This window comes from Butyricimonas faecalis, from assembly GCF_003991565.1.
GTDB lineage: Bacteria > Bacteroidota > Bacteroidia > Bacteroidales > Marinifilaceae > Butyricimonas > Butyricimonas faecalis.
In genome coordinates this window covers 3,692,567-3,714,687 of record NZ_CP032819.1, presented here as the reverse complement: position 1 = coordinate 3,714,687, position 22,121 = coordinate 3,692,567, and the positions used below count along the sequence as shown (strand labels likewise).

Sequence of the window (22,121 nt, the reverse complement as noted above, 5' to 3'; positions counted from 1 at the left end):
CTTTCATTTTATGCGTTCCAGGAGGCATCGAAGTCATGCACGACATCGATGAGCGCCTGTGCCAGTTGTTCTTTCAGGTTCTGTATCTCTTCCGTCTGCCCCTCCTTCGACTTCATCAGGTCGATGGTCCTGACACTGAGCAGGCTCTCTATGTTCACGATGACCTGTTTAGGTGCCGCCGAGGACAACCGCCCCGTGCCGGAATAGTTGCCGCCGGCCCCTCCGTCATCCAGATGCGTGTTGGTAATCGGGTTGGCAGCAAACGGACGTGTATCGTTGGAATCCGGTTCGTTGCCGTACTGGTCGGGAGTGAAGCCCGCCACGCGGAGGATGTTCTCGGCTGCCTCCGCCGAACCTCCGAAAGTCTGCCGGAGCGATGAAAAGAACTTCACGAGTGTCGTATGTGCCAGCTTGCGATGCGCGATGTTGTCTATACGCTGCGCATCGGTGGCGTTCTGCCCCAGTGCCCGCTGTTTCCATAGCCCGTTTTCGTCCTGCTCGAATCCCCAGGCCCTGAACTGGTCAAAGTCGAACCCTCCCTTACGCATCAGCTCATGCGCATTGGCGGCACTCGATATGGCATTCCGATAAGCGGTGGCGGCACGCACAATCTCCGGAACGGTCTGCGTGTTCATGTACCGGGCATAGTCGTATGTGCGGGCGGCAACCGCTTCCGACCTGTCCCCGATATCATTCACATAGACGGCCTTGCCATCCTGCATACGCCACAAAGACTTGTCGAGATCCTTCTCCTGTTGCCCGAAACGCTCCTTTACCGTCTTGAGGAAAGCGTCCACTTCCAATACCGTACCCATCTTCCCGAACTCGGCGTACGCGGCATCGATACGTGTCTGGCTGTCGCGTTTGGCAAGGGTGACAAGCGCATCCCTTATGTCATCCTGACGGGCTTTGTCCATGTTATACACATGGTCTCGCGATACCATCCCCTCAGATGAAGCGATGGCAAATTCCCCCAAGAACCCGGCCCACCAGTTGGATGTGAAGGCTCCGATTTTATGTCCCGAAGCCTCTTCGATACTTTTGCCGGCAACGACCTCGTCCACGGCACGCTTTGTCTTGACAGCCATGTTATAGGTCTCGCTCAGGGAGGAGTAAAGTGCCTCTATGGACGGATAACGGTACTTGCGGTTCGATTCGATCTCTTCCAGTACGGCATCCTTCGCCTCCTTTATCTTCCAGGTCTTGTAAGCCACCCATCCCAAAGTCCCGACCAATGCGGCTATACCTGCCGTGGCGGCAACCGCGCCTGTACTGATGGCACTCAACGAGGCGGCAGCACCGGTCAGTCCGCTGCCGGTAGCCACCTGTGTGGCAAACAGCGACTGCAGGACTCCTTTGGCTCCGATGACACCGCCCCCGGCCATCAAGGCGCGGTTCATCGCTCCCCGTCCCGCCACGCCTGCGGACTGCATGGCCGACACGATGGCCCGCTTCTGGGCAAACGAAACCTTACCGATACCACCCGCCCCCAGCAGCCCCTGCACGGCACTGATTGATGTCGTGGCCGCAGACTGTTTGCCGATAAACCCCATGGCGATGCCGATATTCGTCAGGGCTCCCGCCACCTTGAACAGCCGGGTCGCGACAACGCCTGTAAAGACAAGCGGGTCTATCCAATGGAAATTGCGGGTCACCCATGCGCCGATATTGCCGATCACGGTGAAGATGTCCAACAAGGCATTCCCGATGGACACCAGGCCACGGGTAAATTCCGGAGCCTTGAACTTTGCCAGAAAAGTGCGGAGCACAGTGCGGATAGAGGGTTCCAACACCTCGTATGCCTGCATGAACCCTTCGGTCAGCTGGGAGGTCACCTGCGCCCACAATCCCTTGGTCGTATTCTGCTTTACCAATGCCAGTTCTGAGGAAACGCCCTGGGACCCCCGGTTATATGAAGTCAGTTCTCGTAGTTTGTCGTAGTTCTTCAGGAACATCATCGCCGCGTTACCGCCAATTTTCCCGAAGATTGCCTGGACATCCGCCATCGACGCGCCCTTCTTGTTCAATTCCTCGAAAATGTCCGCTATAGGACGGAGTTTCTCGACCTGCACCCCCTCGATGTCGCGCATTTCCGTGAACCGGATGCCCAGGCGGTCCAGAACTTCCTGTGCCTCCTTGGTAGGTTTGGCAAAACGTGTGGAAAGAGCACGCAACGAGGTTCCCGCCAGCGTTCCCTTCAGACCCATATTGCCCAAAAGACCGATGGCGGCACTGCTTTCCGTGAAGTCCACGCCCGCCATACGCAGGTAACCGGCAGCCATCTTGTATGACTCCGCCATCTCCACGATATTCACATTCGAGCGGGAAATGGTGGAGGAGATAATGTCCGCCACGCTGTCCATGCTGTCGTTATGGATATCATAACCGGCCATGATGTTCGTGGCCAGGTCGGCGATATACGACACGTCGTTGTCACCGATAAGTGCCAGGTTCGTGATCGGGCGGATGGACTTGTTGATTGTCTCGATATTCATGCCCGCCATCGACAGGTATTTGACGGCACCGGCAATCTCCACGGCTGTGTATTTCGTGTCGATGCCGATTTTACGGACATGACGGGCCATACTGTCAAAACGGGTCTCGAATGTCTTGAGGTCGCTGTCCGCCACACGGAGGATGGAATGTGCCGATTCCATGATGTTGGAATAGTCGATGGCCTTCGTCAGTTCCGAACGGATCAGGCTGTAACCCATATAGGCATTGAGCATCGAAGCGAACGGGAGGTTCCTGAGTGACGGCGCTTTCGAATACTGGATACGGTTGATGGCGGCACGGCGTTTACTGCGGTAGAGCGTACCGGCTGCAGTATGTTCCCGCTGCATGAGCCTGACGGACTGCATCGCATTGCGCTGTTCCTGCCGTCTTGCAGCCTGCTCGGCCTTTATACGTTCCGTTTCTGCCTTACGGCGTGCCTGTTCTGCCTGCCGGCGTATTTTCTCCGCAGCACGGGCGGCATTCTTGCACTCCCGTTCTTTAGCCCGCGCTTCATCGGCACGCCGCTTTTCCGCCGCGGCGGTTTCTGCCAGAGCCGCCTTACGGCGCTGGTCTGCGGTAAAGAGCTCCTCCGCGTGGACCAGTTTCTGGCGATGCAGCTGCTGTCCTGCATAAAGCCGTTCCATCAGTTTTTGCCGGGCCTTTTCGGGCATTACGAAGGCCTGCGGAGCATATGGCACCGGAACGGAAGGTGTGAGTCCTTCGGATGGTATGCCTCCCTGCATGTTGAAAGAAATGACAGAAGCACTTTTGATACGACCCAATAGGGAAAGTATCTGCTGCAACCTGTTTTCCGCCGTCCCGGTCTTGATTTGCAGTTCCCGGTCACGTTCCATGGAAACCAGGGCGGAGTTGATTTTCCCGATGGCTTTGGTAATGCGTTTCTGTGCGTCTGCCATCGTGCCAACGGACGAGGCGGCATTCTTTTCGATCTCCGCTTTGCGCATCTCGGCAGCCTTTTTCTCGTAAAGGCTTTTGGCGTTGGCCTTGATTTTCTTGCTGTCCAAAGCCTGACCGGCATTGATGGTCAGGCTGATGCCTTTGGAAAGCGTGGAAATATCCGTGAGTAACCCCTTGATACGTTCCAGCTTCTCTTCGCTTTTTTTCGTATCGATGGTCAGGCGGTAATCGAAATTACGTTTCTTGCCGTTCTTGGTGCGGAACACGCGGTCTATCTCGTCCATCATATTCTTGATGTTCGTGACGGCCGGAGTCAGGGACGCTTTCGCCTGTACCAGCTTGCCTACCGCCTCACCGAAGGCGATAACCTGCTTGGTGCCCTGAGAGGCATCCACGTTGATGGAGTAGTTGACCTGATAGTTCTGTTCCTGAGCCATGGTAATGGGTACTGCGTTAAAAGAATAGTCTTTCCGCAAGGGCGGAGATTATGAAACGAAGGCCGCCGCAAACCGGAAGCTTACGGCGGCAGGTCAAGGAGTCCTCTCCGGCAATGACATCGGAACGGGCATACGGCTGATGAGCATCTGCTCGTGCAGCCACAACGCCTCTTCGGAAAGCATCGCGAACTCCTCGTCGGAAATCGTGTCGAGGTTGACGCCGGGAAAGTAGTGGCGGACATAGATCATCCGCTGGCGGATGCGCTGCTCGTCGGTCACTACCCACCGGCTTATAAGTTTACCAGGACACTCTGGCGGGTGGTGATCAGCTCGGAAAGCTGTCCCATCAGACCGAACAGGAAGAGCGACTCGTCGTCCACGAGTTCCTTATCTCCGTCCACGAAGCAGTCGCGGGCCAACGTGCGCATGGCGATTACCTCGTCCTTTTTGGAAGCGGCCATGAATTTGCTGAACTGCGGAAAGCTCGGTTCGGACATGTAGGCCACATAAATCTCTTTCTCGCCGTTTGCGGTGTCTCCGAAAACGACCATCGGACAAATCTTGCGGAGTTTCTTCTCCTCTTTCAGTTTGAGGGCTTTTTCCTTGATCTTGATCTCCTGTTCCAATGAAAGCATTTTTTCGTCCATATCGAATTTGTTTTGATTCACCGAAAGAGTAGGACAAAGAATCGTGGAAAGGTTGAAGACACGGTTCTTATTCACTTGTAATCCATATGTTATACAAAAAACTTCTTTGCTCCTGATATTCCCAGATCAGTCTTTAAAGGAAATTTCGCTGAATATATTTCATATATTTCTTTGATATATAGTATATAATCGTTAATTTTGCATATTCTCAAACATAAATGATTATGTGCAAAATAGATGATTTTATAGATGTGACAAGCCGGTACATCGCTGAATTGCTTGATTTGAGGGCGGACATCAGGCCGGTCGAAAAGGATGTCTTGCATACATTCCCAGCCAATATTACTGCCGGTTATACATTTTGTACGGCTAACTTGTTGGGGCATGACGTAGTTCTTCTGTATAGTGCAGACAGTTCTGCATATACTCCGGGGCAGATGCGGAAACAAAAAGAACTGGTTGAGCGAAAAGCCCAATGCCCGGTAATATTTGTATTGCGTACAGTGGCGGCCTATAATGTACGGCGTCTTGTCAGACATCGTGTAAATTTCATCATACCGCAAAAGCAAATGTTCATACCGGATTTGTTGATAGATTTGAAACCGCATAAAAATAATATCGGGGGAGGTGAAGAAACGCAGATTCCTGCAATTGCCCAATGCATAATCCTTTATCATCTTGAAGTAAAGTCTCTCGAAGGGAAAGGAACTTATGATATTGCAGATCTTTTCAACGTGTCGTATGCCAATGTAAACCGGGCGGTCAGATGGCTGAAAGATAAAGAAGTTATCGCTTTATCCGGCGGCAAGACAAAGAGTATGATATTTCAGTTCAAAAAGCGTGAATTATGGGACAGGATGTTGCCGTTCCTGGCGAACCCCATCGAGCGGATTGTATATACCGATAGTCTGCCTGATGAAGTATTTTGTATTAGTGGAGTAAATGCCTTGTCGGAATATTCAATGCTGAACAAGGAAAAAAATGACACTTATGCCATTGCAAAAGAAGAAGCTCGACGGTTGCAAATCCGGACAGACAAGGAATATGGCGAGACCCGCATAGAGATATGGCGTTACAATCCATGTTTTTTCTCAAAAAACGGCATTGTAGACAAATTGTCTTTATTTCTGGCCATGAAGGATATGGATGATGAACGCATTCAAATAGAATTGGAAACTATGATAAATAATATGATATGGTAAGAGGAATTGATAAATTCAGGGAGTTTTTCACCGGATATGAAGGAAACTATGTCATCATAGGTGGTACTGCCTGTGAAATGCATGAAGAAATATATGCACAAACTCCAAGGGCGACCAAGGACATAGACATTATACTGATTGTGGAGGCGCTGTCTTCGGATTTTGCTGCAAAATTCTGGGAGTTTGTAAAAACCGCAGGGTACAGACAAAGGAATAAGGGAACCGGGAACGGGGAATGCAGGCATGAATATTACAGGTTCAAGGAACCGGGAAATCCGGATTTCCCGTATCAGATAGAACTCTTTTCACGAAATATCGGGGTTGTCAAATTCCCGGACGATGCCCACATTACCCCCATTCCGGTTGATGATGACCTGTCAAGTCTGTCAGCCATTTTGATGGATGATGACTATTATAATTATACCATTGAACACAGCACGTTGGAGGAGGGCGTACATATTGCGAACATTGAAAGTCTTATCTGTCTGAAATGCAGGGCCTATTTAGAAATGACCGAGCGGAAAAGCAATGGAGAACAAGTGGACAGCAAACATATCGTCAAGCACAAGAAAGATGTATTCCGGCTGGTTGCCATGCTTGCTCCTGCCGACACCTACGAAGTTCCTGATTCGCTTAAACAAGATGTTGACAGGTTTTGCCTGGCTGTCAAAGAAGAAGTGCCAAACTCTGATTTTTTCAAATCGGCAGGACTTAAAAGCATTTCCGGAGAACAGTTATTGGAACAACTTGAAGCCAATTTCATAACACAACAATGAGAATCCAATACGCATCCGACCTGCATCTCGAGTTTCGGGAGAACAGCAGTTTTTTGAAGCACAACCCGCTGGCTGTTGCCGGAGAAGTGCTTGTCCTTGCCGGAGATATAGGATATATCGGAGATGAGAACTACTCCAGACATCCGTTCTGGGACTGGGCTTCCGGAAATTACAGCCGGGTCATCGTGGTTCCCGGAAACCACGAGTTTTACAAGATGTTCGACATAGACAAGCTGTATAACGGCTGGTCGCTCAAAATCAGGGAAAACATCACCTGCCACTATAATGCCGTTATCCCATTGGGTAACGATATAGAATTGATCGCTACCACACTGTGGTCACATATCCTGTTGCAGGATGCCTATGAAACTGAGGCAGCCATCACAGATTTCCGCAGGATGCGTTACGGCAGCGAACCGCTGGACTGGACAAGGTTCAATGACGAACATTCGCGCTGTTTCCGTTTTCTGGAACAGAGCGTAAAACAAAGTACTGCCAGACATCTCATTGTCGCCACTCATCATGTACCGTCATTCGAACTGATGGCGCCGGAGTTCAAGGGCAGTCCGCTCAATGGGGCATTTACCGTGGAGCTTGGCGGTTTCATTGCAGACAGCCCGATTGAATACTGGATATATGGCCACTCGCACCGCAATATCAATAAGGTCATCGGAAACACCCGGTGCATATGCAACCAGTTGGGCTATGTGTTCAGTAACGAGCATACGTCATTCGATAAGGAAGCGCATATTTCGATTTAAGTCTGCCATACATAAATCCCGTCTGTCAGCCAAGGTCAATATCCGGCAAACAGACGGGTTATTATGTAACAAATTTATGGTTGACTATTGAAGTCGTGGCTTCACCAACTTCCCGTCGATACCGCATGTTTCCAGAACCGCGGTATTTTCTTTGTTGAAGGCGATCAGGCATGACGGCGCTCCGGCCGTACCACCCTGTTCCCCCGTAACATGGTAAAAACTGAGCCGTCCCTTGATAAAGAGTATTGAATCGGCGTTTGGGAATATCAGTTCGTGGAACAGGCGCGTGTCCGTGCGGGCAAAAGTGAGCGCGACGGCATTCCTGTGTTCGACACACCTGCGGATAAACCGGACAATCAGTGCAGTGTCATAGGGAGGATTGCAGAACACACGTCCGAACCAGGGTTGTTGCAGGCCGTCATCCTCAATGGTATAGTGATGTCGCGCCGTATCCCATGGGCGGTTTACGGGCGAACACGGATCCAAATCGAACGGCCCCAGCCTCCGAAGCAGGCAGGGAGGCGTGAGCCATTCGTTCTTTCCGGTAGAAGATTTCCCCTCGAAAGTTACATCCATGACAGCTTAGATTGTATCACCCGAGCCGATTTGGATATCGAACGGGTTGAGATCGAATTCATGGGTGATATTGGTATCATCCTGCTGTGACTCGAGACAATCCTCCGTGAAGATGCAACCTTTGAGCGTTACGGTCGTCGTTGTCCAGTCCTCGCCGGCCATCGGGTTGGCAAAGCTGATAATCAGGTCGAACTCGCCGATTTCGAGCAGCGAGCCGTACACCGAACGCAACAGCTGTTGCGTGGCATAGTCCATCGTGATGCTCGCCGTATAGGTAATGTTCCCGAACCCCCTCGACACCGGCCGTCCTCCCATGCCGTAGTTACTTTCGACCTTGCGCTTCTTCGACCATTTGATGGCCGACACGCCTTCAAGGGTCGTGGAACCTTCATCGATTCCCAGGGCGGTCGATGACAGGGTTATCATCGACCACGAGTATGCTACATTGTTGATTATTGCCATATGCTATGTCTTATTTGCGGTTAATGACAGTCCTTCCTCTACATAAATCTTCACGGCCACGCCCACCGGGACAAGGACATAGGAGATGCGCAGCGTGTCGTCCACCAACACGTTCTGGTTCGGGTCGATAGTGACGGCGTATCCTGAAATTTCCTGCGCCGCCTGCATCTTGGCCAGTATATCCCCGATGAGTGTCTTGAAAGCTGTAATCTTCGACGGGGCGAGGAACCCGGTTGAAGGATTGACCATCAGCGGTGAGTTCACATACGGCAGCAGGGCTGCACGCACGGCACGGCGGCTCTTGTTGATGGTGCGGTTCCGGGCAATGGTACGGAAATCCCCATGTGAGCATGTCTGGTCTTTCGAGATGTAGATCCCGTTCTCGCGGCCGGCATACTTGATGGGAAAAATATACCCCTTATCGTCGAGTTCGTCCAGCAGTGACGGGGAGAGTGACTCGTACCGGTTCAGGCTGAGGAAGTTCTCCTCTGCCTCGTCGAGGTTGATGTCCCCGAACCCCAACTCTATTTCCTGGAAATCGTCCGCGAAGAGATTGAACTGCTTGACCCATGCGATGGATTCGTGCACGTTGGCCTTTGCTATGGCTCCCATAACCGCTCCCAAAAATCCCACGGGCGTATGGTTCCTGTTGCACATCTGCATCGTGGAGATCTTTTCGTGATGCGCCTGGCCGAATATACAGCTGATACGGCTTGATTCACAGATGCATGAAGGTATTTTATTCAGGTCAATCTGACGCCCCTCAGTCGTATCCGCCCCCGTATTGGAAGGATTGGCGGAAAGGATGAGCGAGAGCGGCTGGTTCTGCTCCGCAAGCCCCACGGCCACGTCGTTGAGCCCCTTTACCAGATTGAGGTTGTATTGTTCCGATGCGCCGTTCGCTTTCCACAGCGGCTGTTCCGTCCATATGCCTATCTGGTTGATCATACCCCCGGCAGCACGCTGCATGATTTCCAGCGCATCCCAGTTCGCCGAACAGTCCGCGAACATCACGTAGAGTTTTCCTGAACCGCCCGGATTGCCGGACATGCGGAAAAATTCACGGATATGGTATGCCGGGATGCCGTGCAGGAAATTGACATTCATCTCCTCCTCGTCGGTTGCCTCCACACGTTCGATGATACCGAAGTCGTTCACGGCGGACTTGAACGAGGTGATGTAGCAGACATCGCCAGGCTTGAGCCTGGTCTCATTGGTTTTACCATACCCCTCCGTGAAAAGCGTCGGCTGGAGGGACACGTCGAACAGCAGTCCCGTCACCTTCTCGCCCGACGAGCCGGTATCGTAAGGAATATTGCCGTCCACATCCTTGATAAATACATTACCGAGTGCCATTATGATTTCTTTTTAAGTTCGTTGTAGAAAGGATTCCTGTAGAGTACGGCCTTGCCCCTGATGGCGGCCGCCGTGTCCGGCGCATAGGTTCCTCCGTGCGTGTCGATGTACAGCGACGGATATGCCGGGAACTTTTTCAACAGGGACAGGATGTGAGGCTCTGTCGTCTCCTCCGACCCTGCATTCCCTTTCCCCGCGGTCTTGGCCGGCAGCCTGTCTTCAGTCTCGCCGCCTGTCCCGAGGTTTTCCGATGCCGTTTCCGGAACGGGCACCGCCTGAGCCTCCGGTGCAGGAATATTATTGTTGTCTGTCTGCGGAGTTTCCTCCGTGTTGATTTTCTTTGCCATAACAGTAGAATGAAAATGGGGAACGGGGCCTTGCCTCCGCTCCCCGGGTGGATATTGAGAATGAAGAAAGGTGTGTTATTCGCTCTTCTTGTAGGCGGTATGGACCACGATCTCCGCCGGGCGGACGATGTTCACGTCCATTTTCATGCGCATCTGGAAAAAGAACAGCTCGGAGTTGGCCTGCAGACGGTCGATTTTCAGGATGTCCGTGTCGTTCGCGTAATCCACCCCCATCCACAGGTTGGAGTCCATGCCGGTGGAGAACTCGCCGAGCACCATCGTGTGTTCGGGGATTCCCACGACCGGGACGATGCGCTTGCCCTTGAAGCGATAGCGGTTGACCTCGGTATTCTCGGAATACTTGACCTGCTTGTCCGAGATATATTGGTCATACGCGTCCCAGGCGTCCCATCCGACCACAAAGGTCAGAGATGTCTTCTTTCGGATCTGCTTCGGACATTTCCTCCACATCGCATAGAGCGCCGCCTCCACCGCGGCCCCGTCCGTCAGCTCGGTCGTTCCCGAAATGATGCACTGCCCTCCGGCAACCACCTCGGCATCGGAGGAGTTCACATTGTCGAGGATCCGTTTGATGACCCCGTCAAAATATTTCTCCTTGTTGGCTCCGATTTTCGTGCAGCCTTCCGGTGCGGTAATCTTGGCCACCGTCTCTCCTCCGCGGGCGGAAGTCCAGATGGCGTTTCCGATATACTCGTTTTTCTTGTCCATAAGGAGACGGAGCATCGTCGCCTGGATTTTCGGGTCGAGCTCGCGGAACACGAGATTGCCTTCCGGCTGCGCGAAACGCCAGTACTTCTCGTAGTCCCTCGGGTTAAACTCGAGATAGACCATAAAATCGGACGGCTCAAGATGGCGTTCGGTGAACTGGTACTCGTTCGTGCCGTCATCGCCCTTGGCTCCGTGGATGGGTTGTGGGGTCGGCACGTTGTCCTGGATAATGTTGCCCAGCTTGATGGCAGGAAGCGTATAGCGGTGCTGGATGCCCGTCTTGATATGAATCAGTCCCTCGCGGACCGTATCATTGCCCTGCACGGTATAGGTCAGCAAGTCCTCAAGTACTTCGCCGCTATACCCGTTTTGAAGAAAGTTTACTGTATCAGCCATTGTCGTTTTAAGTTTTCCGTTGAAGAATGAAACTCGGCCGACTGGCGGATACCTGCTGTTTCCGCGCGAGACACTGCGGTCTCCGGCATGTCAGTTAAAATCGGGCGGACGCCCGCGGATAGTCTGTCAGAGCTTTCGGAACTTGAAATCCGCACCGACCACTTCCGCCACCTTCTCGGCCATCAGCTGTTCGGCGGTCTTTGTCGCTTCCGCCGTGGCCTGGATGTTGGCAGGGTCATCGGCGATTTCCTTCGAGATTTTCTCCCGCGCGGGAATGGAAGCCAGCGTGCTTTCCGCCAACTCGAAGTTGGAACCGGCCATCTCCACCCACTGCGTTTTCGCCTCACGGTCAATCTTGCCTTCTGCAATGGCATTCTCCACCAATGTCTCGATACGGGAAGCCTGCTCGTCCTTCTCTTTCTGCTCGTAGGCGGAAAGGCGTGCCGTCGCTGCGGCCAGGTCTGTCTGCAAGTTCCGGATGGAGGCGTCTTTTCCGGCGATGACGGTCTGCGCGTCGCTCAGTGATTTCTGTATTTCTCTGTATTTGGGTTCCATCGCGGCCAGTTCAGAGATACGTGCCATCACGTCCTTGACCTCACCGTCCTTCATGCCCAGCGAGGCTGCAATCGCCCCGTACTCAAAGCCTTGTGTCTTGTTTTCGTTTGCCATATCGTTTTCCGTTTCTGTAAGAGTAGGTTCAATGCCTTTGAAAGGTTTATTTCCCGCGCTGACACGGCTCATCAGTTCCTGGATGGCGGCCGTATCGGTCAATCCTTCTATCTCGTCATGCACTTTACGGCAAAGCTGCTTCGAGGTATGGATGACATGCTCCGCAGGTATGATGCCGGCCTTGACGGCAGCCTGTGCGTCGAAATAGGTCCCGTCCTTTCCTGCCTGTCCGTCCATGATGGCCCGCACATGCTCCGCTTTCAGGCCGAACCGTTTCCGGTAAATCGTCTCGATCTGTTTGGTAAAAGCCGTTACCATGTCCGACGGTTCCCCTCCGTCATCGTCCGGCAACATCGGGTTATGAATCATCAGTATGGCATAATCACGCATGAGAGAACGCTTGCCCGCCGCCCAGATGATGGAGGCCATCGATGCCGCGACCCCTTCGATGATACATTCCGTATCCACCGTGGCATTGGCGATGGTGGAATAGGTGGACATGCCGTAAAGGACACTGCCGCCCTCCGAGTTGATCAACACGCGGATACAGGAGGGACGGATGATATTTTCCAAAAAGTCGAACTCGTCATTGAAACGTGAGGTCGTCTCTTCCGTCACGCGACCGAAGAAACGGATAACAGCCGGCTGGCCTGCCTTCGCCTCTCCGACGACATATTGAAGTGTGTTCATATCCATATGCAAGGGTTATTTGAACAAGAGTAGGCGGTGGAAAAAGAAAAGGTTTTGCACTGCTATTTATGGAAGTGGAAATATGAGAATCCATCCATTTATGGAAATGCGATTATCTTTACAGTATAATAGATTGTTCAAATTACAGACCGGTTGCAACTATTTGTATCAAGACCGGCATGCTGAACATTCTAAATTCAGCAAGTACAGAAAATGTATCATGAGTCTTGTATTATCTGCTGATTCATGTCTGTTTATACGCAGTGCGGATAAATCTCCTGCATGGATTTCAATTTTCCGATCCGGTATCCGAAAAACCAGATACTTCGTCATGTTCCGGACGCGGATGGAAGCCGTGTCCGCCGCTGTCATGTTGCGGCGCATCGCTGTGTTGGGTGAACGGGGGCATGACCACATACCTTTTTACCCAGTCCCTGTATTTCCACGCGGAAGATTCCCTGAACCATACCTCGTAGTCTATCCAGTACGCCTGCAACATATTGGTTGAAAGCGGCATGTCGAAATAGGTCAGGTTGCACCGCTCGCTCAGCGCCGGCTCATGGTTCTTGGCATCCTGTATGGCTACATTGAGCCGCTGGAAGACCAGAAACGCCTCGCATTCCTTGTCTTCGTCCGCATTGTTGAGCGTATTCAAGATAAACCGCACGCGCATGGTGGCGCGTCCCTCACCGATACGCTGTTGCTGTACCAGGTACCTCACGTTGATAAAGTGGATGAACACGGCAGGGAACACAGTCTCATACTCCGTGTTATCGTCACGGACAATGCGGGCGAACTGGCCGTTGTCGATAGCGACGGTTTTGAACAGGGGCGGCGACAACGGGTCGTCCGGATTCTCCCGCAGGGTCAGGACAGCCCGCTTAACGGCCCGGTATATCTCCACGAAAGGGTTCGCGGAAACTTCTTCAGGCAGGCTCTCCGCCGGTGCCGACGGTTGTGCGGGCTGTGGTGCTGGGTGTTTGTCTTTTATCATAACGGCTGGTGTGGAAATCCTTTAAAAATCATATCTATGAAATGGGCGGCGATATAGTCGTCCGTCTTCGGTGAGAATCCGATGAACTGCCGGTGTACGGGACGGCGCGTGGAATACTGGTTTACCGTGTACAGCCCGAACTTCGGATCGGTATTGTGTATGGCGGCATAATGCCCGTAACGCTCCTTGCTGCGTCCCCGCTTGCCCTTGACTGGAAAGCTCTTTTCCGTAGTCCACATGCAATACCTGGCGCCTTTCCGGAAGATGCGCGTACGGTCCGAACGCCGTCCCACTATGTCTGTCCGGCCGGCTTCCGACTGTATGCTCCGGGCCAGAGTCCCCGTATCGTTCATGAGAGGATGGGTGAACCTCTTTCCCCATTTGGAGGTACGAGGCGCCCATTTGCTACCGTTGAATCCCCCCGAAGCGAATGAGGACACGAACTGCTGCCTGGTATAGTCACCGGCAGCAGTTGCGAAGTCGAATACGTTGAACTCCAGCCGGCTGGCCATGACGCGCGTACTGGTCCTGCTTACCCAGTGGCTGCAAAACTCATCAAGCGTTATCTTGGGCATAGGCGAACTTTCCTTTAATGCGTTTCACAATATCATTCATGTAACCCGGAAGCGGGACGGAGAAATAGCGGTGCGCATCGGAAAAGATACGCCCGCCGGTTGCCAGGCTCTCCCGGAAGACCGGATCCACCTTTTCCAGATAGTCTCCCTTATCCGGCAAAGCCGCCCGGACAGCGGCGAACCCCTCCGCGACCAGAAAGCAGCGGCATCCCCATTCGATCGGCGGTATCAGCTCCGGAGGAAACTCGGATTTGCGGAAGGAAATCCCTTCCAATGAAAGATGCCAGGCACGTACCCGTTCATCGCCTTGTGTCATGTAGGTAAGCACGGTATCCATATCCACCGCCATCCACCATGCGGCCATCGAGGCCGCGAAGAATACCTGGTTGTTCTCTTCCTCCGCATGGACGAGGTTATACCTGCGGCATATCTTTTCGTATGCTTCCATGTCCTGTTCATCCGCTGTCTCGGGCAGTTCCCCGAGCATGGCATACTCCTCTGCCGCGGCAAAATCCACCAGGTTGTCTATAGCTGCAATCAGGATGTCACGCTGCTGCCGTTCCCTCTCTGTTGTAAAGGAGTTGTGATTTTTCAGTATCTCCAATGCCCGGTCCATATCGATTCGCAGACCTGTCAGCGCACGGTCTATGAGGAAAGAGGCACGCAGGGTGATGATGTCCTCTATAATGTCGAGACGTTCCGCGCTGTTCTCCCAATAGAGGATCAGCCTGCGGAATGCATCGAAAATGACACGATACTCCTTTTCCGTATCGGATTCCGTGGTTGCAGATGCCCTGACAGCCCTGAACGGAGCGTTGTCCGGGAGCGGAAGACGGGCTTCTATTCCGCTCCCCGCAGAAAATTTCCGACCTTCGCCCCCCGGGGGCGTCCGTAACGCCGGAAATACTCCTCGTCCGACATGATGCCCCGGTCGTTGTGGCTGAGACCGGATGAGCCGCCTTCGGCTCCGAAACCTAATCCCGGGATAACATTGAGCTGCCGGCCCACATTGATACCGAACTCTTTCTCGATCTCATCGGCCGCCACTTCATATTTGTCCGTGATCAGCGAATAGAGCTTGATGCGGTCCTCGTTGCTCATCTCTATCCGGTTCGAATACCGGAACTCCAATCCTCCGGGGATATACCCGATAGCCACCAGGCGGGGGATTATCTCCTCGTTCATGACGTTTTCGATATACCGACGGTAGACTTCGATACGGTCGCGGAAAATGTCCTGGTGTGCTTTCGTGGAACCCACGTACGACTGCATCCCTCCGGCCATCGACTCGGAGCCGAGCACGAGGTTGGCAACTTCCTTGTTCACAAACTCGATAAGCCCGGTATATATCTTTTCCGAGTTGGACATGGTGAATGTCTTGATATCGACCTCGTCCTCAATGCCGGTAACCACCACCTTGTTCTGTGCCGCGTTGGCTATCTCGTTAGCCAGCCTCTTGCGGTCGGCGTTGCTCTCGCTGACCGTCTTTCCGTGGATAATCGGCTGTCCGTAAGTATGGGAAAAGTTCACATAGTTGGCCACCGTGAATTTCTTGGCCAGTATCAAAGGGGTCGTGGCGGAAAAAAGTCCCAAGTCGCCGGAGTTTACCAGTACATAACAACGGTAATATGCCGGGTCATGTAAATCCCAATGCGGCTCCCACAGTCCCTGCCGCTTCAGTACCGTTTTCTGGTCCGGCAACACATTACGCCGTTCGATGATGTTGACTTCCGCCAGCCTGCCCGTTCTGGGGTCAGTATGCGGCATGATTTCAAGCAGGGTGTACCCGTAGAGCTTGGATTCCACTATGCCCTTGATTATCTTGTCGAACTGCGAACCCTGTATCTTCAGGGAGTTCGCCACGTCCTTGATGTATTTTCCCTTTTCGTTTACACGGGCAAGCATATAGCGGTCGCCGAGAATCTGGCTTTCCAGTGTCTCGACAACGGAACGTATATGAGCGTCCTGTTGCAGGCAGGCTTCATACAGGTCAATGAGCCGGGCGCGGTCATCGAGAATATATCCCGAGCCGGTATCCTGACGGCATGAACGGTAGCGGTTGTTGCGCTCGATTTCGCGGACATACTCCTGAATTGTCTTTTTGGAGGTCTTAAAAATACTCTCCAAGAGTTCCCCGTTAAATGATTTGTCCGATGTAGCCATAATTTTTTTGTTTCTTGTTCAAAGAGTAGAGACAATCCTCAAGAGAGGTTTTTACGGCTAAAAGAATATATGGAGAACGGGACTCTTAATGCTTGATTTACAAACCGAAATATACAACTTAAATATATAGATATTTCGGTTTTATTTATGTTGTAAATATCTTATTATCAGTGATTAACAATTTATTAAAAGTGTAATTTATGTATATATTTATAGTGTATTTCATATTAAAAAGATATATCTTTGCACCACGTTAGATACAAATCCAAGAACAATGAAAAAGAGAACATGAAAGAAGAAAAGATTCCCTGCCGGATAATCCGGTACAGGGAGTTCCCCGATCTGCTTTTCGGAACGTTACGGGAAGACGGACCGGTCTATTTCGACGCGACACGCTTCATCCAGGCCAAAGGAGATGCACGCCGGCATAATGTCCGTGATTTCCGTGTCGCTTTCCATCACTGGGCAACGGCGTTGGCAGACGCCTACGGAATAGACAGGGAAAAGATGATCATCCGTGACGAGGCGTCGGGACACCTGTTAATTGATGAATGTCTGGCTCTATTATTTGTCGTTTACATCGATCCCGCGTTCGGTGTCTACCTTCTGGAGCGCGTGGACGAACTGCTGTCCGGTGGATTTACGGTTTCAGACACTTGGCTGGTACAGGCTGCCGGTCTTAGATTTACAAAGGAGGAATTAACGCAAATTTTAGAACAACATGAGACGCAGCACATTTAAACGACCCAAGATGGTGCTCATCTTCAACGGGGCACAGGTTCTTGTAGCGGTCACGCGCTCGCTGCACAGCGCGGCGGAATTGACAAAAGGCAACTTGCAGGCTATCTCATTCTGTTGCACGGGCAAGTATGTATGCAGCGGCGGACTCTATTTCAGGCATCTGCATCCGGATGTGGAAATCGAGCTGGCCGACCTCGGCACACTGATGCTGAAAGATTATGACGCCCTTTGCGGCGAGAAACGCACGTACTATCCGGTGCGCAAGATGGCACATAAGAGAGCCTTGCTTGAAAACAAACGTAAGTCTGATAACCAAAAGAAAGGAGGAAATACCTATGAGGGAAAATAGGAATGTTCCGTTCCGGGACTGGAACATAAGGGTTTCCCGGAACCATAACGGCCAGCTCCATATCTGCGCCGTGGATATATGCGATATACTCAAGCGGGACGAACTGCTTGAAAACGGCGCCATCGCCCGTGTTTGCCCGACGGCATTGAAAATCAGTTTCCGGAAAAACGGCAGGGAACAGTGGGGTTTCCGTCCCATCGATATGCGCCGGCTTTTACAACTGGTACGCAAGGAGACTATTATACCCCGTGACCTGCTTGATGAATTGGAAGTGTGGGGCAACAAGCTTCTGGAACTGGAAGCCGGGGAGCTGCACGCCGTCCCGCAGGACGACATCGTCATGCACTTCGAGGAAGGGTTCCCCGTCACGTTCCGGCGTGTCGGCGACAAGCTGATGGTCAACGCCACGCAGATCACGATGCACTTCGGGAAAATCCCGTCTGAATGGCTACGCATCGCTTCCACGGATATGCTCCGCAGGGAAATGGCCGGCAACGGACATACCGGGAAATACGAGTCGCAAGTCTTCACCACACGGGGGCGGGGGCACGGTGCGACCTGGTTGGAATCACCGCTTGTCATACCGTTGGCCAGATGGATCGCCCCTGACCTGTCTTTGGCGGAATGGTTGGGCGAGGCTATCGGCAAACTCTCCGTGAAACGAGGGAAGACAATCGTACGCGAACGCCCCAGGGTGGCGGCACCCGGTCTGCCCTGTATGGATTGTCCCATGCCGCAGGATATGGAATCGGCGACGAGACTGATTCTGGAACTGCGGAAGGTGGTGAGTGAATCCCTGCCGAAAATCGTATTCTACGAGGAGTTTATCGAGAACAGGGACTGGTTCAAGAGCACGCGCATCGCTGACGAACTCGGCATATCGCCGCGACAGTTGCACCAGTTCCTTGCCGAAGAGGGCATCTGCAAGTACGAGAAGCGGCAATGGGTGGTCTTTCCTTCCTGCCGGGCCTGGCAATGCGATGTGCCTTACACGTGGGAGAACAGCCGGGGCAAGGTATATACTTTCGGATCCACCAAACGATGGACACAGGCCGGACGGGAGTGTATCATAGAACTGTGGCGCAAGAGGAACCCTGAATACTGCCCACCGGGTGCATAGCGATGGAAACGGCATTACAGCGGATCATCCGCAAGACAGGAAGACGGCCGGTAGAGTGCCGTTGCCGTCTGTGCAGGCAGCAATGCCGGATACCGTGCCTCGGTACGCCGGAAGACATCCTCCGGTTGCTGAAAGCCGGATACAGGGAGCGTCTTGCACCCACTCGGTGGGCGGTAGGCCTGCTGTTAGGAAAAATCCCGTATATCGTGCCGATGGTACAGGCGAAACAGGAAGCAGGCGGGTGCACATTCTTTCAGGACGGACTGTGTGAACTGCACGCGGCAGGGCTCAAGCCCACTGAAGGCAGGTTGTCGCACCATACCATCACCATGGAGAACCTGAAGTTCGGAATGTCGCTCTCGTGGAACGTGGCCAAAGAATGGCTGGACGAGCGGAACTTCGACACGATACGGGAGATTGTCCGGATAATGGGAAAATAGATGAGGGACGGTTTCATGAATGAAGTATCAGTATAACCGGTTGATTCCTCCTTTGCCGATTTCATGGAACCGCCTCTTATTAATTCATACCATTTGCAAACAGTTCGTATTAGTCGCGGCTATCCTTTATCAGGAAAACATTTAAACGCGAATGATATGAAACTGAAAAGCAGAATGACCGTCGGGGAGATGTCGGAACACCTGACGGAACATACCGGCAAGTTCGCCAACCGCGTATCCGTGGGGCGTTACGCCAAAAAACTGGGATACGCCGTGTATAAACCGATGATAAACGGCAGGATATGCCAGTTCTATGTCAATCCGTCGATTAAGGATGACGGGGAAGCGGAAACATTACGGACGAACGAACGCGAAAACGGACATGAAAGGGAATGACGACAAAAGGCAACACGTGATACCGTTTATGAAATGCTTCACCGGGCTGGTCGGCGCGTTCACCCCGGAAGAGGTCATCTTCATGCTGTACATGGCAGACCGTACACGCCTGCGTGAAAAAGGTTACGACACCTTGCGCAGCAAGCGGTACTACATGGAGAACATGGAGATGGGTTCGCGGATTTTCGACAAGTGCGTGGAAAAGACAACGCGTATGGGATTGCTTGAACGGGTGCCGGTCAGCGGGATGTACGATTACCTGTGGCACATGGATTCCTACAACCGGCTTGTAGGGATATTGGCGGAACTTGGAAATCCTTTTTCTACCAGGGCATTCTGTCATCGGATGTTCGATGTGGAAAAAAGGACCGTGGCATCCGTCTCTGACGAAGAGGTCAGCCAATGGAAAGAGAGACACCGAAAAGTTTGAGCGTATCTGTCCACGGAACGTAAATGAATAAAAACAGACGGCATCGTTGTGATTTGCCGTCTGTTTTTGTGTTTTTGCGACATAAAATCCGATAAAACCGGAAGGAGGTGGTAGCCGGGTACAATATTATCCGGGCAAACGACAGAATATGCTAAATATACTTATTCAGTTCTTCCACAAGAAGATGCACCGTTGTCGAAGATTCCGCCTGTGCCGGCGGTATTCCCTCCATTCGGCGCAATACGGCTTTTGCGTTCGTGATGGCCTGAGCCTGTTTACCGCCCAGCTCCCTGAAAACACGACCGCCTGTACCGGCTTCCTTGTTGTAGGAGAAGCCCAACAAGCCGGATAGCTTTGTTTCATATTGATTTCTGTGCATCGGGCCTTGTACCAGGTTATAGTGCAGCAAGAACCAATACTCGAAAGCCTGGTTGCTGTATGCCACCCTCATGCCACCGGCTTCCGCCATACCGATAGCCCGGTTGAAATCCCGATCGGGAAAGTCATCCTTGTCAAATACCACCCAGCACTGGTCATACTCGCGTCCTTTCTTCCGCTCTTCTTCTTTCATCCGTAAAGCCTTTTGGACAAGACCTACCGTATTGAGTCCCTGGCCTACCGCTTTAATATTGGCGGAAGTCAGGCGAAATGCATTGAAATAATCCGGTTCCGTATTTACCCCCTCGCAGATGATCAGGAAGGATTGTTTGACCTCACGGACAAAACTGATACGCCTGAGTGTCCGTGCCGCGCGTGGATCACGCTTGTTCGTCCGTGCTGCCATATTCTTCCTCCCTCAGGTCAAATAACCGTTCAAACTGGCCGATGACAGGGATACCGCCATATTTCCCCATCAGGTACTCCTTTTCGAAAGGTGCACTGTTGCGAACCTTGTATTCCGCCAACGAATAGAGTTCCGAGGCTCCAAACGAATCTTTCTGTGTAAACCAGATCTGATCCCTGCGGAACAGGCTTGCATTAAGCAGGTTGGTGTCATGTGTCGTGAAAATCAACTGTGCATTCCTGGGATTTGTCACTCTGGAATTGAACAGCCCGATGATGCGACTGGTCAACAGAGGGTGCATTTTCGAGTCGAACTCGTCGACAACCAGCCTTTTGCCATGATCCAACGCGTCGATTATAGGATAAGCCAGCGAGAAGTATTTGATCGTACCCTCCGACTCGTTTACGCGGAACGGGAAAGTGACCGTCTTCGTGGCGTTGCCCTCCTCGTCATATTGCTGGTGTGAACTGATGACTGTATTGTCAACCTTGCGTATGTCGTCGATTCCGAAGTCTGCAAACCGGGCAAACTCCACAATACGCCTTTTCATGGACGGATCATCGATCTGGGCTATCGCCATTTCCCAAATCCGCTCGTCGCTGCTGCCAAGAACAATCGTGGTGTTGGCCAACCATCCCATGATTTCCACCGAGACGCTTTCGTTGAACTGTGCTGCCACGGAAAGAAGCAGCGCATTGTCGCGCACCATTTTTTTGGCGACAACCTCTTTGCCGACCGAAAATTTGGGATGCAGTTCATACTCATCGCCGTCACGCAGGAACAGTTCCACCTCCTTTGCCTTGCGCTTGTTGCCCTTTTGATAAAGCCACTCCCGGTGTACACGTTTTTCATCGACTTCGAACCCATAGCGGTATTGGACCGTTTCGTCGGCAAAGACCGCCTCAAAATAACTGGGCTCCTGTTCCGTCCTCCGGTTGAGACGGAAACTTTCCACCCGTATGCTTTCGCCGGACTGCACGCCTTTGGAGGAATTGATGACAAACCATTTGAAGAAATCGAGTGCTTTGACCAGATTCGATTTCCCGCTGGCATTGGCCCCGTAGATGACCGCACTCTTCAGCAAAGAGAGGTTCGTACCTTCAAGCTCAAAAACAATCTCATCGGACCGGGTCTGTTTTTCTTTCAGCGCGGAAGCAGCCAAAGACAAGGTCGCCGGCTCCTTGAACGAAAGGAAATTTTCGACTGTGAACTGAATAATCATATTATATCGCAGTTATATGTAAATTTTATGCAAATATAGGGGATATTTTTCATATATAGATGTTTTATCGGATCTCTTTTTGCGGTTATTTTCCTGCACGTGAAAATCAGACCGTTTTCGTTCTTGCAATGCTGCCCTGCAAAAGGCGACTGCAATTTTCCGAAGCGGCAACATCGGCTTGCGATTCATGCTCCCGATAGTGGAATTTGGGTGGAAAGACGCGAAATTCGCCACATCTTTCCCCTCAATGTGGTACAAATGTACCGTGTATCTGACAGGAGGGGTGTTACAAATGTAGCAACAATACTATAAGTAGTATTATACAAGAAGAAAGAAGAAAGATGTACTTTTTTCTTTGACGCAAAGAAAAAAGATACCAAAAAAGAAACAAATCATGACAGACGGCACGCCGTCTGTTTTTTTGTTTTTTTGAATCGGAAAGTGT

Annotated in this window: 24 protein-coding genes; 9 read left to right on the top strand and 15 right to left on the bottom strand. The window is 52.0% G+C overall.

Annotated elements, in window-relative coordinates; genetic code table 11:
- Positions 1 to 8: 8 nt before the first annotated feature.
- The 3 genes from D8S85_RS16090 to D8S85_RS16080 form a co-directional block, all read right to left on the bottom strand.
- Entirely contained in the window at positions 9 to 3,851 is a 3,843-nt protein-coding gene (locus tag D8S85_RS16090) for a phage tail tape measure protein (protein ID WP_117974407.1), read from the bottom strand.
- 93 nt (positions 3,852 to 3,944) lie between these two features.
- Positions 3,945 to 4,130 (bottom strand): hypothetical protein, encoded by a 186-nt coding sequence (locus D8S85_RS16085; RefSeq protein ID WP_004293597.1) that lies wholly within the window; start codon positions 4,128 to 4,130, stop codon positions 3,945 to 3,947.
- 11 nt (positions 4,131 to 4,141) lie between these two features.
- Complete coding sequence (locus D8S85_RS16080; protein WP_008860783.1) at positions 4,142 to 4,498, bottom strand: hypothetical protein; 357 nt, start codon at positions 4,496 to 4,498, stop codon at positions 4,142 to 4,144.
- A gap of 224 nt (positions 4,499 to 4,722) precedes the next feature.
- On the opposite strand from D8S85_RS16080, the gene D8S85_RS16075 reads away from it, so the two are divergent.
- From D8S85_RS16075 to D8S85_RS16065, 3 genes are read left to right on the top strand one after another with little or no spacing between them, the layout of a single operon-like run.
- Positions 4,723 to 5,700: a hypothetical protein gene (locus tag D8S85_RS16075; RefSeq protein WP_004303975.1), complete on the top strand. Its 978-nt coding sequence runs from the start codon at positions 4,723 to 4,725 to the stop codon at positions 5,698 to 5,700.
- Positions 5,694 to 6,476 carry a hypothetical protein gene (locus D8S85_RS16070; RefSeq protein WP_004293600.1) on the top strand — a complete coding sequence of 261 codons (783 nt, stop codon included), beginning with the start codon at positions 5,694 to 5,696 and terminating at the stop codon, positions 6,474 to 6,476. Before D8S85_RS16075 ends, D8S85_RS16070 begins: the two co-directional genes overlap by 7 nt.
- On the top strand, positions 6,473 to 7,237 hold the full coding sequence (locus D8S85_RS16065; protein WP_004293601.1) for a metallophosphoesterase: 765 nt from the start codon (positions 6,473 to 6,475) through the stop codon (positions 7,235 to 7,237). Before D8S85_RS16070 ends, D8S85_RS16065 begins: the two co-directional genes overlap by 4 nt.
- 84 nt (positions 7,238 to 7,321) lie before the next feature.
- Here the strand turns inward: D8S85_RS16065 and D8S85_RS16060 are convergent, their stop codons facing one another.
- From D8S85_RS16060 to D8S85_RS16015, 10 genes are all read right to left on the bottom strand, one after another.
- Complete coding sequence (locus D8S85_RS16060; RefSeq protein ID WP_004293602.1) at positions 7,322 to 7,813, bottom strand: DNA N-6-adenine-methyltransferase; 492 nt, start codon at positions 7,811 to 7,813, stop codon at positions 7,322 to 7,324.
- Positions 7,814 to 7,819: 6 nt separating this feature from the next.
- A complete protein-coding gene (locus D8S85_RS16055) occupies positions 7,820 to 8,275 on the bottom strand; it encodes a hypothetical protein (RefSeq protein WP_004293603.1) in 456 nt (151 codons plus the stop codon).
- Between the two features lie 3 nt (positions 8,276 to 8,278).
- Positions 8,279 to 9,631 (bottom strand): DUF2586 family protein, encoded by a 1,353-nt coding sequence (locus D8S85_RS16050; RefSeq protein WP_004303973.1) that lies wholly within the window; start codon positions 9,629 to 9,631, stop codon positions 8,279 to 8,281.
- Positions 9,631 to 9,978: a hypothetical protein gene (locus D8S85_RS16045; RefSeq protein WP_004293605.1), complete on the bottom strand. Its 348-nt coding sequence runs from the start codon at positions 9,976 to 9,978 to the stop codon at positions 9,631 to 9,633. The genes D8S85_RS16050 and D8S85_RS16045 overlap by 1 nt, the downstream gene beginning before the upstream one ends.
- A 75-nt stretch (positions 9,979 to 10,053) precedes the next feature.
- Positions 10,054 to 11,103, bottom strand: a complete 1,050-nt coding sequence (locus D8S85_RS16040) for a hypothetical protein (RefSeq protein ID WP_004293606.1) — start codon at positions 11,101 to 11,103, stop codon at positions 10,054 to 10,056.
- Between the two features lie 126 nt (positions 11,104 to 11,229).
- Positions 11,230 to 12,468, bottom strand: a complete 1,239-nt coding sequence (locus tag D8S85_RS16035; RefSeq protein WP_004293607.1) for a Clp protease ClpP — start codon at positions 12,466 to 12,468, stop codon at positions 11,230 to 11,232.
- 283 nt (positions 12,469 to 12,751) lie between these two features.
- Entirely contained in the window at positions 12,752 to 13,456 is a 705-nt protein-coding gene (locus D8S85_RS16030; RefSeq protein WP_004293608.1) for a hypothetical protein, read from the bottom strand.
- Positions 13,453 to 14,031 (bottom strand): hypothetical protein, encoded by a 579-nt coding sequence (locus tag D8S85_RS16025; protein ID WP_008860784.1) that lies wholly within the window; start codon positions 14,029 to 14,031, stop codon positions 13,453 to 13,455. Before D8S85_RS16025 ends, D8S85_RS16030 begins: the two co-directional genes overlap by 4 nt.
- Positions 14,012 to 14,647, bottom strand: a complete 636-nt coding sequence (locus D8S85_RS16020; protein WP_008142943.1) for a phage minor head protein — start codon at positions 14,645 to 14,647, stop codon at positions 14,012 to 14,014. Before D8S85_RS16020 ends, D8S85_RS16025 begins: the two co-directional genes overlap by 20 nt.
- 224 nt (positions 14,648 to 14,871) lie before the next feature.
- Positions 14,872 to 16,194 carry a phage portal protein family protein gene (locus D8S85_RS16015; protein WP_008142945.1) on the bottom strand — a complete coding sequence of 441 codons (1,323 nt, stop codon included), beginning with the start codon at positions 16,192 to 16,194 and terminating at the stop codon, positions 14,872 to 14,874.
- A gap of 288 nt (positions 16,195 to 16,482) precedes the next feature.
- Here D8S85_RS16015 and D8S85_RS16010 point away from each other — a divergent pair, with 288 nt between their 5' ends.
- The 6 genes from D8S85_RS16010 (at position 16,483) to D8S85_RS15985 (ending at position 19,670) form a co-directional block, all read left to right on the top strand.
- Positions 16,483 to 16,935: a hypothetical protein gene (locus D8S85_RS16010; protein WP_004293612.1), complete on the top strand. Its 453-nt coding sequence runs from the start codon at positions 16,483 to 16,485 to the stop codon at positions 16,933 to 16,935.
- 10 nt (positions 16,936 to 16,945) lie between these two features.
- Positions 16,946 to 17,284, top strand: coding sequence for a hypothetical protein (locus D8S85_RS16005; RefSeq protein ID WP_004303967.1), 339 nt, complete (start codon positions 16,946 to 16,948; stop codon positions 17,282 to 17,284).
- The gene (locus D8S85_RS16000) at positions 17,271 to 18,404 is read left to right on the top strand and encodes a phage antirepressor KilAC domain-containing protein (protein ID WP_004303966.1); all 1,134 of its coding nucleotides are present in this window, start codon (positions 17,271 to 17,273) and stop codon (positions 18,402 to 18,404) included. The genes D8S85_RS16005 and D8S85_RS16000 overlap by 14 nt, the downstream gene beginning before the upstream one ends.
- Before the next feature lie 2 nt (positions 18,405 to 18,406).
- Entirely contained in the window at positions 18,407 to 18,844 is a 438-nt protein-coding gene (locus D8S85_RS22280; protein ID WP_004293615.1) for a hypothetical protein, read from the top strand.
- A 156-nt stretch (positions 18,845 to 19,000) separates the two neighbouring features.
- The gene (locus D8S85_RS15990; RefSeq protein ID WP_004293616.1) at positions 19,001 to 19,240 is read left to right on the top strand and encodes a hypothetical protein; all 240 of its coding nucleotides are present in this window, start codon (positions 19,001 to 19,003) and stop codon (positions 19,238 to 19,240) included.
- Positions 19,179 to 19,670: a hypothetical protein gene (locus D8S85_RS15985; RefSeq protein WP_229032689.1), complete on the top strand. Its 492-nt coding sequence runs from the start codon at positions 19,179 to 19,181 to the stop codon at positions 19,668 to 19,670. Before D8S85_RS15990 ends, D8S85_RS15985 begins: the two co-directional genes overlap by 62 nt.
- 151 nt (positions 19,671 to 19,821) lie before the next feature.
- Here the strand turns inward: D8S85_RS15985 and D8S85_RS15980 are convergent, their stop codons facing one another.
- Entirely contained in the window at positions 19,822 to 20,454 is a 633-nt protein-coding gene (locus tag D8S85_RS15980; protein ID WP_004293618.1) for an RloB family protein, read from the bottom strand.
- Positions 20,429 to 21,676 carry an AAA family ATPase gene (locus D8S85_RS15975; protein WP_004293619.1) on the bottom strand — a complete coding sequence of 416 codons (1,248 nt, stop codon included), beginning with the start codon at positions 21,674 to 21,676 and terminating at the stop codon, positions 20,429 to 20,431. The genes D8S85_RS15980 and D8S85_RS15975 overlap by 26 nt, the downstream gene beginning before the upstream one ends.
- Positions 21,677 to 22,121: the final 445 nt, after the last annotated feature.

Excerpts from the sequence above, each read along its gene's own strand:
- D8S85_RS16045 (WP_004293605.1), bottom strand. The coding sequence starts at position 9,978 with ATGGCAAAGAAAATCAACACGGAGGAAACTCCGCAGACAGACAACAAT.
- D8S85_RS15990 (WP_004293616.1), top strand. The coding sequence starts at position 19,001 with ATGAAACTGAAAAGCAGAATGACCGTCGGGGAGATGTCGGAACACCTG.
- D8S85_RS16055 (WP_004293603.1), bottom strand. The coding sequence starts at position 8,275 with ATGGCAATAATCAACAATGTAGCATACTCGTGGTCGATGATAACCCTG.
- D8S85_RS16015 (WP_008142945.1), bottom strand. The coding sequence starts at position 16,194 with ATGGCTACATCGGACAAATCATTTAACGGGGAACTCTTGGAGAGTATT.
- D8S85_RS16050 (WP_004303973.1), bottom strand. The coding sequence starts at position 9,631 with ATGGCACTCGGTAATGTATTTATCAAGGATGTGGACGGCAATATTCCT.
- D8S85_RS16030 (WP_004293608.1), bottom strand. The coding sequence starts at position 13,456 with ATGATAAAAGACAAACACCCAGCACCACAGCCCGCACAACCGTCGGCA.
- D8S85_RS16035 (WP_004293607.1), bottom strand. The coding sequence starts at position 12,468 with ATGGATATGAACACACTTCAATATGTCGTCGGAGAGGCGAAGGCAGGC.
- D8S85_RS16090 (WP_117974407.1), bottom strand. The coding sequence starts at position 3,851 with ATGGCTCAGGAACAGAACTATCAGGTCAACTACTCCATCAACGTGGAT.
- D8S85_RS16025 (WP_008860784.1), bottom strand. The coding sequence starts at position 14,031 with ATGCCCAAGATAACGCTTGATGAGTTTTGCAGCCACTGGGTAAGCAGG.
- D8S85_RS15980 (WP_004293618.1), bottom strand. The coding sequence starts at position 20,454 with ATGGCAGCACGGACGAACAAGCGTGATCCACGCGCGGCACGGACACTC.
- D8S85_RS16075 (WP_004303975.1), top strand. The coding sequence starts at position 4,723 with ATGTGCAAAATAGATGATTTTATAGATGTGACAAGCCGGTACATCGCT.
- D8S85_RS16065 (WP_004293601.1), top strand. The coding sequence starts at position 6,473 with ATGAGAATCCAATACGCATCCGACCTGCATCTCGAGTTTCGGGAGAAC.
- D8S85_RS15975 (WP_004293619.1), bottom strand. The coding sequence starts at position 21,676 with ATGATTATTCAGTTCACAGTCGAAAATTTCCTTTCGTTCAAGGAGCCG.
- D8S85_RS15985 (WP_229032689.1), top strand. The coding sequence starts at position 19,179 with ATGACGGGGAAGCGGAAACATTACGGACGAACGAACGCGAAAACGGAC.
- D8S85_RS16005 (WP_004303967.1), top strand. The coding sequence starts at position 16,946 with ATGGTGCTCATCTTCAACGGGGCACAGGTTCTTGTAGCGGTCACGCGC.
- D8S85_RS16080 (WP_008860783.1), bottom strand. The coding sequence starts at position 4,498 with ATGGACGAAAAAATGCTTTCATTGGAACAGGAGATCAAGATCAAGGAA.
- D8S85_RS16020 (WP_008142943.1), bottom strand. The coding sequence starts at position 14,647 with ATGGACCGGGCATTGGAGATACTGAAAAATCACAACTCCTTTACAACA.
- D8S85_RS16060 (WP_004293602.1), bottom strand. The coding sequence starts at position 7,813 with ATGGATGTAACTTTCGAGGGGAAATCTTCTACCGGAAAGAACGAATGG.
- D8S85_RS16010 (WP_004293612.1), top strand. The coding sequence starts at position 16,483 with ATGAAAGAAGAAAAGATTCCCTGCCGGATAATCCGGTACAGGGAGTTC.
- D8S85_RS16040 (WP_004293606.1), bottom strand. The coding sequence starts at position 11,103 with ATGGCTGATACAGTAAACTTTCTTCAAAACGGGTATAGCGGCGAAGTA.
- D8S85_RS16000 (WP_004303966.1), top strand. The coding sequence starts at position 17,271 with ATGAGGGAAAATAGGAATGTTCCGTTCCGGGACTGGAACATAAGGGTT.
- D8S85_RS22280 (WP_004293615.1), top strand. The coding sequence starts at position 18,407 with ATGGAAACGGCATTACAGCGGATCATCCGCAAGACAGGAAGACGGCCG.
- D8S85_RS16070 (WP_004293600.1), top strand. The coding sequence starts at position 5,694 with ATGGTAAGAGGAATTGATAAATTCAGGGAGTTTTTCACCGGATATGAA.